7 protein-coding genes are annotated in these 12,352 nt (G+C 62.4%); all 7 read left to right on the forward strand.

The features are described 5' to 3' along the window. Nucleotides 1–52 precede the first annotated feature (52 nt). The 7 genes from M1E16_RS15670 to M1E16_RS15700 all read left to right on the forward strand — a co-directional run bounded on the left by M1E16_RS15670 (nt 53) and on the right by M1E16_RS15700 (nt 11,675). Nucleotides 53–817: a substrate-binding periplasmic protein gene (locus M1E16_RS15670; RefSeq protein ID WP_458127814.1), complete on the forward strand. Its 765-nt coding sequence runs from the start codon at nt 53–55 to the stop codon at nt 815–817. A gap of 162 nt (nt 818–979) precedes the next feature. After that, entirely contained in the window at nt 980–2,233 is a 1,254-nt protein-coding gene (gene mexE, locus M1E16_RS15675; protein ID WP_305500743.1) for a multidrug efflux RND transporter periplasmic adaptor subunit MexE, read from the forward strand. Between the two features lie 15 nt (nt 2,234–2,248). Beyond that, complete coding sequence (locus M1E16_RS15680) at nt 2,249–5,428, forward strand: efflux RND transporter permease subunit (protein ID WP_434600941.1); 3,180 nt, start codon at nt 2,249–2,251, stop codon at nt 5,426–5,428. Continuing rightward, nucleotides 5,425–6,849 (forward strand): efflux transporter outer membrane subunit, encoded by a 1,425-nt coding sequence (locus tag M1E16_RS15685; protein ID WP_458127815.1) that lies wholly within the window; start codon nt 5,425–5,427, stop codon nt 6,847–6,849. Before M1E16_RS15680 ends, M1E16_RS15685 begins: the two co-directional genes overlap by 4 nt. Before the next feature lie 447 nt (nt 6,850–7,296). Next, complete coding sequence (locus M1E16_RS15690; RefSeq protein WP_458127816.1) at nt 7,297–8,352, forward strand: tetratricopeptide repeat protein; 1,056 nt, start codon at nt 7,297–7,299, stop codon at nt 8,350–8,352. Between the two features lie 153 nt (nt 8,353–8,505). Continuing rightward, on the forward strand, nt 8,506–10,008 hold the full coding sequence (locus M1E16_RS15695) for an ATPase domain-containing protein (RefSeq protein ID WP_434657483.1): 1,503 nt from the start codon (nt 8,506–8,508) through the stop codon (nt 10,006–10,008). Further along, nucleotides 10,005–11,675, forward strand: a complete 1,671-nt coding sequence (locus tag M1E16_RS15700) for a response regulator (protein ID WP_434600945.1) — start codon at nt 10,005–10,007, stop codon at nt 11,673–11,675. Before M1E16_RS15695 ends, M1E16_RS15700 begins: the two co-directional genes overlap by 4 nt. Nucleotides 11,676–12,352 lie beyond the last annotated feature (677 nt).

The raw sequence follows: 12,352 nt of genomic DNA on the forward strand, positions 1-12,352 counted from the left end.
GCGCCGGACAGGTAGGATGGCGCCCCCCCTTTTAATGCCTGAAGTATCGATCATGAGCCGGACCCCACGCGAATTGAATGGCCGTCCCAAAGTGTTTGCCCGGCTCTGCCTGTTACTGCTGGCATTGGTTATCCATCCAGCGCACGGTGAGCCACAAGTCATCGAGCTGCACATCCCGGACGCACCTCCGCTGACGTTCATCAACGACCCCAGGGGGTACGGCATCGTCGGTGACGTCGCGGTGCAGGCGATTACCCGGGCCGGGTATACGCCAAAAATCCACCTGCTGCCTTGGGCAAGGGCACAAAAACATGTCAGCGAAGAACACGACTATTTGATAGCTCCCTTGTCGCGCATTCCTGTGCGCGAGGATCGCTTCACCTGGATCGCTTCGATCATGCCCATGGAGCGCGCCTTCTTCAGCCTCGACCGGCAGGTCACCAGTTTCGCCCAGGCGAAAGCAACCTACCGCAAGATCGGCGTCGGCCTGGGCAGTGCACAAGAGGACATCCTGCGCGCCGAAGGCTTCAGCGACGAACAGATCTATCCGCTGGCCATCGGTGACAACCCTGCCCAGATGCTGCTGATGGGGCGTATCGATGCCTGGTTCAACGGTGTTCCGGAGAGTCGCTACATCTGGCCGAAGGTGTCCAGGCGCAAACTGCTGATGAGCCCGGTTGGCAGCAGCGCCGATCTCTATCTGGCGTGTTCCAGGCGCTGCTCCGAAAAAATCGTCGAAGACTTGCGTGGGGCCGTCGAGGCGCTGCGCAAGGACGGCACGATCAAGCGGATACGTGAGGTATATCTGCCTGACTAAGTAGCCGGCTGGCACCGATCCACTGCACAGTTGCCGTATGCCATGGCTCATCAATGGCTTATATCATTCCGAATGATAGTTACCTTTGCTTCATTCGATTCGTTCCTTTCAGCCTTGCCACGCATCATCCGCCCATCTCAATACACTTGGCGGATGCTATCCATGGAACATTCACTTTCTAAATTGCGCTTTCCCCTGGCACTGTTGGCAGTGCTGGTGATCAGCGCGTGCGGCAAGACCCCCGACACGGCAGCTTCGATGCCGGCGGCCAAAGTCAGTGTGGCCAAGGTACTGGAGCAACCCGTCAACGAATGGGACGAGTTCACCGGGCGCCTCGAAGCGCCGGAAACCGTCGAGATCCGCCCGCGGGTTTCCGGGCAGATCGATGAAGTGGCCTTCACCGAAGGCGCGCTGGTCAAGAAAGGCGACCTGCTGTTCCAGATCGACCCGCGCCCGTTCCAGGCTGAAGTGCGTCGTCTCGAAGCCCAACTGGCCCAGGCTCGGGCCACCGCGACGCGCAGCGAGAACGAGGCCCAGCGTGGCGAACGCCTGCGCTTGAGCAATGCGATTTCAGCTGAACTGGCGGATTCGCGCACCACCGCAGCCCAAGAAGCCCGCGCCGCCGTGGCCGGCATCCAGGCGCAACTGGACCTGGCCAAGCTGAACCTCAGCTTCACCCGGGTCACCTCGCCCATCAACGGCCGTGTCAGCCGGGCGGAAATCACCGCCGGCAACCTGGTGACCGCCGACGTCACGCCGCTGACCAGCGTGGTCTCCACCGACAAGGTCTACGCCTATTTCGACGCCGACGAGCGCGTCTTCCTCAAGTACACCCAACTCGCCCGCCAGGGCCAGCGCGGCCAGGCCACGCCGGTCTACATGGGCCTGTCCAACGAGGAAGGCAACCCGCACCTGGGCCAGATGAACTTCGTCGACAACCAGGTCAACCCGCAGACCGGTACCATCCGTGGCCGCGCGGTGTTCGACAACAAGGACGGCGCCTACACCCCTGGCCTGTACGCCCGACTGAAACTGGTGGGCAGCGGCACCTACTCCGCCGTGCTGATCAACGACGAAGCCGTCGGCACCGACCTGGGCAAGAAATTCGTGCTGGTGATGGACGCCGACAACAAGCCGGCGTACCGCGCCGTCGAGCTGGGGCCGAAGATCGAAGGCCTGCGTATCGTGCGCAACGGCCTGAGCAAGGACGACACCATTATCGTCAAGGGACTGCAACGGGCCCGTCCGGGTTCGCCGGTCACGCCTGAAACCGTGCCGATGGCCAGCGAGCAGACACTCGCCGCCCTGGCACAACAACGTAAAGCGCTCGAAGCCAGCAACCTGCCCCAGGTCGCGCCCAACAAGGCAGCGTCCGGCTCGGCAGGCAAACTGGCCTCTGCGTCCCCACGCGGCTAAGGGACTGAACTCAAGATGAAATTTTCCCAGTTCTTCATTTCGCGGCCGATCTTCGCAGCGGTGCTCTCGCTGCTGATCCTGATCGCCGGTGCGATCTCGCTGTTCCAGCTGCCGATCAGCGAATACCCCGAAGTCGTGCCGCCGACCGTGGTCGTGCGCGCCAACTTCCCCGGTGCCAACCCCAAGGTCATCGGTGAAACCGTAGCCGCGCCTCTGGAACAAGCCATCACCGGTGTCGAGAACATGCTCTACATGTCCTCGCAGTCCACCGCCGACGGCAAGATCACCCTGACCATCACCTTCGCCCTGGGCACCGACCTGGACAACGCCCAGGTGCAGGTGCAGAACCGCGTCACCCGCACCGAGCCCAAGTTGCCGGAGGAAGTGACCCGGATCGGCATCACGGTGGACAAGGCGTCGCCCGACCTGACGATGGTCGTGCACTTGACCTCGCCGGACAAACGCTACGACATGCTTTATCTGTCCAACTACGCCTTGCTCAACATCAAGGATGAGCTGGCGCGCCTCGGCGGCGTCGGTGATGTGCAGTTGTTCGGCATGGGCGACTATTCGCTGCGGGTCTGGCTGGATCCGAACAAGACTGCGTCGCGCAACCTGACCGCTACCGACGTTGTCACGGCGATCCGCGAGCAGAACCGCCAGGTTGCCGCCGGTGCCCTGGGCGCGCCTCCAGCGCCGAATGCCCAGGCGTTCCAACTCTCGGTCAACACCCAGGGTCGCCTGGTCAGTGAAGAAGAGTTCGAGAACATCATCATCCGTTCCGGCGCCAATGGTGAAATCACTCGCCTGAAAGACATCGCCCGGGTGGAGCTGGGTTCCAGCCAATACGCCCTGCGCTCGCTGCTCGACAACCAGCCGGCGGTGGCGATCCCGATCTTCCAGCGCCCGGGTTCCAACGCCATCCAGATTTCCAACGATGTGCGCGAGAAAATGGATGAGCTGAAAAAAGGCTTCCCGGCCGGCATGGACTACAGCATCGTCTATGACCCGACGATCTTCGTGCGCGGCTCTATCGAAGCGGTGGTGCATACCCTGTTCGAAGCGCTGATCCTCGTGGTGCTGGTGGTGATCCTGTTCCTGCAGACCTGGCGCGCCTCGATCATCCCGCTGGTGGCAGTGCCGGTGTCGCTGATCGGTACATTCGCGGTCATGCACCTGTTCGGCTTCTCACTCAATGCGCTGTCGCTGTTCGGGCTGGTACTGGCCATCGGTATCGTCGTGGATGACGCCATCGTGGTGGTGGAGAACGTCGAACGAAACATCGGCCTCGGGCTTACGCCGGTGGAAGCCACCAAGCGCGCCATGGGCGAAGTGACCGGGCCGATCATCGCCACGGCGCTGGTGCTCTGCGCGGTGTTCGTTCCCGCCGCCTTCATCAGCGGCTTGACCGGGCAGTTCTACAAACAGTTTGCCTTGACCATTGCCATCTCGACGGTGATCTCGGCGTTCAACTCGCTGACCCTGTCGCCGGCGCTGGCCGCGGTATTGCTCAAGAGCCATGACGCGCCCAAGGACCGTTTCTCGCGGCTCCTCGACAAGATCTTCGGCGGCTGGCTGTTCCGTCCGTTCAACCGCTTCTTCGACCGCGCCAGCCACGGTTACGTGGGCACCGTCGGCCGCGTGATCCGCAGCAGCGGCATTGCCCTGATCGTTTACGCAGGCTTGATGGTGCTGACCTTCTTCGGTTTCTCCAACACGCCAACCGGTTTCGTGCCTGGCCAGGACAAGCAATACCTGGTGGCCTTCGCGCAACTGCCGGACGCCGCGAGCCTGGACCGCACCGAGGATGTGATCAAGCGCATGTCCGAGATGGCCCTCAAGCAGCCGGGCGTTGAAAGCGCGGTGGCCTTCCCGGGCCTGTCGATCAACGGCTTCACCAACAGCCCGAACGCCGGCATCGTCTTCGTGACCCTCAAGCCTTTTGATGAGCGCAAGGACGCGAGTATGTCGGCCGGTGCCATCGCCGGTGCGTTGAACGGCCAGTATTCGGAGATCCAGGAAGCCTACATGGCGATCTTCCCGCCGCCGCCGGTACAGGGCCTGGGCACGATCGGTGGTTTCCGCCTGCAAATCGAAGACCGGGGCAACCTGGGCTACGACGAGCTGTACAAAGAAACCATGAACATCATCACCAAGAGCCACAACGTGCCGGAACTGGCCGGGTTGTTCACCAGCTACACGGTGAACGTGCCTCAGGTCGATGCCGCCATCGACCGTGAAAAAGCCAAGACCCACGGCGTAGCCGTCAGCGACATCTTCGACACCCTGCAGATCTACCTGGGCTCGCTGTATGCCAACGACTTCAACCGCTTCGGCCGTACCTACCAGGTCAACGTCCAGGCCGAGCAGCAGTTCCGCCTCGAGTCGGACCAGATTGGCCAGCTCAAGGTGCGCAACAACCGTGGCGAGATGATCCCGCTGGCGACCTTCATCAAGGTCAGCGACACCTCGGGGCCGGACCGCGTGATGCACTACAACGGCTTCATCACCGCTGAAATCAACGGTGCCGCCGCCCCGGGCTACAGCTCCGGCCAGGCTGAAAAAGCCATCGAGAAACTGCTCAAGGACGAATTGCCCAACGGCATGACCTACGAGTGGACCGACCTGACGTACCAGCAGATTCTTTCGGGCAACACCGCGTTGTTCGTGTTCCCGCTCTGCGTATTGCTGGCGTTCCTGGTGCTCGCCGCTCAATACGAAAGCTGGAGCCTGCCTCTGGCGGTGATCCTGATCGTACCGATGACGCTGCTGTCGGCGATTACCGGGGTGATTCTCTCCGGTGGCGACAACAACATCTTCACCCAGATCGGCTTGATCGTACTGGTCGGACTGGCCTGTAAGAACGCGATTCTGATCGTCGAGTTCGCCAAGGATAAACAGCTCGAAGGCATGACCCCGCTGGCTGCGGTACTGGAAGCTTGCCGCCTGCGTCTGCGGCCGATCCTGATGACCTCCTTCGCCTTCATCATGGGCGTGGTGCCCCTGGTGCTCTCCAGCGGCGCCGGTGCGGAAATGCGCCACGCCATGGGTGTCGCGGTGTTCTCGGGCATGCTGGGGGTGACCTTCTTCGGCCTGCTGCTGACCCCGGTGTTCTACGTATTGATCCGTAACTTCGTCGAGCGCAGCGAGGCCCGCAAAGCGGCCCGGGCCTTGAAACTGGAGGCGCAACAATGAGTTTGAAAGCGTTCGTGCCGAGCCTGCTGGTCCTGGCGTTAAGCGCCTGCGCCGTGGGCCCGGACTACCAGGCACCGAAAACGGAGGCGGCCAACATCATCGCCGCCACCGACGGCGCCGCCGGTCAGAAGAACTTCGACCGCGCGCGGTTCGAAGGTATCTGGTGGCAGCAGTTCGACGACCCGACCCTCAACGCGTTGGTGACTCGCTCCCTGGACGGCAACCGCGAGTTGCGCGTGGCCTTCGCCCGCCTGCGGGCCGCCCGGGCGATTCGCGACGACGCCAGCAATGACGCCATGCCGACCATCACCAGCCGCGCCAGCAGCGAGCTGGGCAAAGGCCAGAACCCGATGGGGCAGACCGACGACCGGGTCAACTCCGAGCGTTATGACCTGGGCCTGGACATGGCCTGGGAACTGGACCTGTTCGGCCGCATCCAGCGCAACCTGGAAGCGACCGATGCCGACCAGCAGGCCGCCGAGGCCGATCTCTATCAGTTGCAGGTGAGCATGATCGCCGAACTGGTGGACGCCTACGGCCAGCTGCGCGGCGCCCAACTGCGTGAAAAAATCGCCCTGGCCAACCTGCAGAACCAGCAGGAGTCGCGCAAGATCACCGAAAGCCTGCGTGATGCCGGCGTCGGCGATCAGCTCGACGTGGTGCGTGCCGATGCGCGCCTGGCCGCGGTGGAAGCCAGCGTGCCGCAACTGCAAGCCGAACAGGCGCGCCAGCGCAACCGCATCGCGACATTGCTGGGCGAGCGTCCGGACAAGCTGAGCGTGGACCTGAGCCCTAAACAGCTGCCGGCGATTGCCAAGGCCCTGCCGATTGGCGACCCCGGGCAACTGCTGCAACGCCGTCCGGATGTCCTGAGTGCCGAACGTCAACTTGCGGCAGCCACGGCGCGCATCGGCGTGGCCAAGGCCGACCTGTTCCCAAGGGTCAGCCTCAGCGGCTTCCTCGGCTTCACCGCCGGGCGTGGCTCGCAGATCGGTTCCTCGGCGGCCAATGCCTGGGCGCTGGGTCCAAGCATTACCTGGGCCGCGTTTGACCTGGGCAGTGTGCGAGCGCGCTTGCGCGGTGCCAGCGCCGAGGCTGATGGCGCCCTGGCGAACTATGAACAGCAGGTGCTGCTGGCCCTGGAAGAGTCGGAAAACGCCTTCAGCGATTACGGCAAACGCCAACAGCGGCTGATCTCGCTGATCCGCCAGAGCGAATCGAGCCGCGCGGCCGCCGACCTGGCCGAGATTCGCTACCGTGAAGGCACCGAGGACTTCCTCGTGCTGCTCGACGCCCAGCGTGAACGCCTCGCTGCCGAGGACAGCCAGGCCCAGGCCGAAGTGGACCTGTATCGCGGCATCGTCGCGATCTACAAGGCCCTGGGCGGCGGCTGGCAACCGGAAACCGTCGCCAGCAACTGAGCCCTCCCCAACCGAGCTCCTTTGGTTGGCCGCAACCAACCAATCCCTTTGCCCCGCGTCTCATTCGGTCGCGGGGCTTTTTTGTTTATCGACCAGCGCTTTTGGAAAAGCCTGTTGTGGGAGCGAGCCTGCTCGCGATGAGGCCAGCCCAGATACCCCGTGGCGAGGGGGCTCGCTCCCGCTCGGCTGCGCAGCAGTCGCAAAACCGGCTGACGCGGTCTGCCTGAAGACAGCCAGGGCCGGCTTTGCCGGCCAGCGGGAGCAAGCTCCCTCGCCACAGGGTTGTCTGGTATATCGGGTTCCTGGCGATGAAATGTCATTGCCTGTCCCACCGTCATCGCGAGCAGGCTCGCTCCCACAGATCCCCCACCGCTATTCAGGTTTGACTCAAGCCCGGACCTGACCGAAGCTTGCGACACTTCACGCTTCTGGTTACGGATTACCTGAATGTCCTCGTCTCGTCGCTACCTCCTTCTCAGCCTTGCCGTCGTCCTGGCAATCGGTCTCGTCGCGATATGGCTACGCAGCACCACGCCGCAAATCCCCGAAGCGATCAAGCGTGGCTACAGTGAAGCTCTGGACAACGCCCGCAACGGCCAGCCCGGCGCGGCGCGGATGCTTTACCAGCAACTCGGACGCCCGGACCTCTCGCCCAAGCGCCGCGTACGCTTGCACGCCGAGCTGCCCAACTACCCGAGCCCCCAGGCACTGAAACTGGCACAAGCGGACTTGCAGAGCGAATCGCCGCAGGTGCGCCGCGCGGCCATCGACAGCATCGTCGGGCTGGTACCGAACGCCCAGCGCAGCCTGTTGCTCGGCCCGCTCCTGGAGGACAACGAGCCGGACGTCCGGTTTGCCGCCGTGAATGCCCTGCTGGGTCTTTCGCCAGATGAACTGGGCCTGTATTTCGGCGCGATGCAGATCGCCGCCGACACCTGGAAGCAGGTACTCAACGACGCTCCGCCCACCACCGAGTCGCTCTATCAGCTCGCCCGGCTGTACCTGCATAACGCTGATCTGAAAAAAGCCCAGCAGGCGCTGGAGCAGGCCCTGCGCCTGCAGCCGGACAACCTGCCGGCGCTGGTCATGCAGGTCGATGTGCTGGACCGACAAGGCCAGGCCGAAGCTGCACGACAACTGCTCGCCCGGCAGTTGCAAACCCAGCCGGCATCGGCTTATCTGCAACATGCGCTGGGCATGTGGCTGCTCCAGCACGGGCAGACCGAATACGCCGTGCTTGGCCTGGCCAAGGCGGTGGAGCTTGAGCCTGAGAACCGGCACTACCGCTATGACCTGGCGACCACTTTGCACGCCGAGCAGGAGGTGGAAGCCGCGCAGAAACAGCTACAGGAAATCGTCCAGCGCTACCCCGCCGATCGCAAGGCGCGGGTATTGCTGATCAATTATTGGAAGGAGACCGGTCAGTTGCAGCATGTCCAGGTTTTATTGGCCCAACTGGAACAACTGAACCCCGACGACCCAGCGATACAACAAGGCCTGTAGGCCCATTTGCGCGGGTGGAAAGTTGTGCAGCAGTGCGCGTTTTGTCAAAGGAAGCGGAACCGCCATCACTGCCAAAGGTCAAGTGTTCAGGCAGTTCATTTTCAGGCGATACCCCGCCTGCTGCCCACTTCCCTAGTCATGAGAGGGTTATTTTTGATTACATCTAACGAGTCGATCAGCGCAAAAGCCGCCACCGGGATCGAAGGGCTGGACGATGTCCTTTCCGGTGGTTTGTCCCGGGGTCACGTGTTTCTCCTGGAGGGAGAGCCGGGCACCGGTAAAACCACGGTCGCGTTGCATTTCCTGATGGCCGGCGCCAAGGCCGGCGAACGCTCGTTGTATATCACGCTGTCGGAAACCGAGCGTGAATTGCGTCAGGGCGCGGCCTCCCACGGATGGACGCTGGATGAGAGCATCCACATCTTCGAGCTGACCCCGCCCGAGAGCCTGCTCAACGCCGATCAGCAGCAGAGCCTGCTGTATTCCTCCGACCTGGAACTGGGGGAAGCGACCCGGCAGATCTTCGAAGTGGTGGAGCGCATCAAGCCGACCCGGGTCGTGCTGGATAGTCTTTCGGAGATCCGCCTGCTGGCGCAAAGCTCCCTGCGCTACCGTCGGCAGATCCTCGCGATCAAACACTACTTCGTGCGTTATGACGCCACGGTCCTGCTCCTGGATGACCTGACCACTGAATCCCTGGACAAGACCGTGCACAGCGTGGCCCACGGCGTCATTCGCCTCGAGGAACTGACCCCCAACTACGGTGCCGAACGGCGCCGGCTGCGGGTGGTCAAGTATCGCGGGCAGAAATACCGTGGCGGCTACCACGATTTCACCATCATGAGCGACGGCCTGCACGTCTTCCCTCGCCTGGTGGCCGCCGAGCATCGTGGCCAGTACCTGCGTCAGCAGCTGTCCAGCGGCATCGGCGAAATGGACGCCCTGTTGGGCGGTGGCATCGAGACCGGCTCCAGCACGCTGATTCTCGGTCCGGCCGGTACCGGGAAATCGCTGATCTCGTTGATCTTTGCTGCAGCTGCCGTACGCCGCGGAGAAAAAGCCGCGCTGTTCATCTTCGACGAAGAGCTGGGGCTGCTGTTCGAGCGCATGAAAAACATCGGCATCGATCTGCACGAATTGCAAAAAACCGGCAACCTGCTGATCGAGCAGGTCGATGCCGCGGAGCTGTCTCCGGGTGAGTTTTCCCATCGTGTGCGGCGTTGCGTCAGTGACGGCAACATCAAGACCGTGGTGATCGACAGCATCAACGGCTACCAGGCCGCCATGCCGGAAGAAAACGCCCTGGTTCTGCATATGCATGAGCTGTTGCTCTACCTCAACCGCAAAGGCGCGGCGACCTTCATGACCGTCGCGCAACATGGTCTGGTGGGCGACATGCAGGCGCCAGTGGACATTACCTACCTCGCCGACACCGTCATCCTGCTGCGTTACTTCGAAGCGCTGGGCAAGGTTCGCCGGGCGGTTTCCGTTATCAAGAAGCGCACCGGCGCCCATGAGTCGACTATCCGTGAATATCGCATCAGCAAGCTGGGCATGACCATCGGCCAACCGCTGGAAGCATTCCAGGGCGTGTTGCGTGGCGTACCGACCTATATGGGTGCGGACAACCCGTTGCTTGAGGATGGCACTCCGTGACGTCGGCCGAGCCACTGTCCGAGCGGGCGCTGATTCTCGCGCCGCTCGGACGGGACAGCCAGATTGCCCTGATGATTCTCAAGGAAGCCGGTTTCAACGGCCTCGTTTGCAGTCATCTGGGCCATTTATGCGAAGAATTGGGGCAAGGCGCAGGCCTTTTGGTGATTTCATCGGAAGCCCTGGTCGGGCCGGATCTGGAAACCCTGTTCCAGCACATCGAACAGCAGCCGGCCTGGTCCGACTTGCCGATTGTCCTGCTGACTCATCACGGCGGCCCGGAGCAGAACCCGGTGGCACGCATCGGCGTGCAGCTGGGCAACGTGACGTTCCTGGAGCGTCCGTTCCATCCGGTCACGCTCGTCAGCCTGGTGACCACCGCGCTGCGCGGACGCCGCAGGCAATACGAAGCGCGGGACCGGCTGATCGACCTGAGCAACAGCGAGCTGCGCCTGCAGACAACCCTCGAAACCCTGGAACAACAGGTCGAGGAGCGCACCGCCCAGCTGCGACATAACGAAGAAGCCCTGCGCCAGTCGCAGAAAATGGAAGCAGTCGGCCAATTGACCGGCGGCATCGCCCATGACTTCAACAACATGCTCACCGGCATCATCGGCAGCCTCGAACTGCTGCGCCGACGCCTGGCGCGCGGCCGCACCGAAGACCTGGACAGCCTGATCGACCTGGGCGTGACCTCGGCCAACCGGGCGGCAGGACTGACGCATCGGCTGCTGGCCTTTTCCCGGCGGCAATCGCTGGACTCCAAGGCTGTGCAAATGAACACGCTCGTATTGTCCATGGGCGAGCTGCTGCAGCGTAGCCTCAACGAGAGCATCCGCCTGGAAATGCAACTGGACGAGCAACTGTGGATCGCCGAAGCCGACCCCAATCAACTGGAAAGCGCCCTGCTCAACCTGGTACTCAACGCCCGCGATGCCATGCCTGGGGGCGGCAAACTGCTGGTGCAGACGTTCAATCGTTACCTGGACACCGGCTTCACCGACGCCTACACCAACCTCGAACCTGGGGACTACGTGGTATTAAGCGTGCAGGATAGCGGATGCGGCATGCCGGAATCGGTGATGCACCGTGCGTTCGATCCTTTCTTCACGACCAAGCCGATCGGCCAGGGCACCGGCCTCGGCCTTTCGATGATCTATGGCTTCAGCAAGCAGTCCCGTGGCCACGTGACCATCGACAGCGAGGTCGACAAAGGCACCACTGTGAACCTTTATCTGCCGCGCTTTGTGGGCGAGGAGATACACGAACCAGCCGCCGTCACCCAGCAGGCGCCTTATGCGCAGGATGGCGAAACCGTGCTCATCGTCGAAGATGACGCGGCGGTGCGGGTGTTGGTCAGCGCAGTGCTGAGCGAGTTGGGCTACGCCTTCGTCGAGGCCGGCGATGCAAACGCGGCGATGCCGATCCTGCAATCGAACCAGCGCATTGACCTGTTGATCAGCGATGTGGGCCTGCCCGGCATGAATGGGCGGCAACTGGCCGAAATCGGCCGGCAGATCCGCCCCGATCTGAAAGTGCTGTTCATCACCGGTTACGCCGAACACGCGGCGGTGCGCGGTGGCTTCCTCGACCCAGGCATGCAGATGATCACCAAGCCGTTCACGTTTGACCTGTTGACGGCAAAGGTGCGGGAGATGATCAAGGTTTGACCCCTTCGCGAGCAGGCTCGGTCCCACAGGGATTGCTGTGTGCCGTGAGGCCTGTGTCTGCCCAAAATCCAATGTGGGAGCGAGCCTGCTCGCGATGGCGGTATGTCAGGCAATGAAGATGTTGGATGTGCTGGCCTCTTCGCGGGCAAGCCCGCTCCCACAGGATTCTATGTGTGCCGTTAGATCTATATCCGCCGAAAATCCAGTGTGGGAGCGAGCCTGCTCGCGAAGACTGGGTGTCAGTCAATACAGATGTTGGATGGACTGGACCCTTCGCGAGCAAGCTCGCTCCCACAGGGATTAGAGTGTGCCGTGAGGCCTGTGTCTGCTCAAAATCCAATGTGGGAGCGAGCTTGCTCGCGATAGCGGTGGGTCAGTCAATGATGATGTTGGATGGGCTGGACCCTTCGCGAGCAGGCTCGCTCCCACAGGGATTAGAGTGTGCCGTGCCTGTGTCTGCCCAAAATCCAATGTGGGAGCGAGCCTGCTCGCGAAGACTGAGTGTCAGTCGATGCAGATGTTGGAGGGGCTGGCCCCTTCGCGAGCAGGCTCGCTCCCACAGGGATTAGAGTGTGCCGTGAGGCCTGTGTCTATCGAAGGTTCAATGTGGGAGCGAGCTTGCTCGCGATAGCGGTGGGTCAGCTACGCAAATGCTGGCATGCACCACGCTCTTGCTC

It is taken from the genome of Pseudomonas sp. Z2-11, assembly GCF_054161305.1.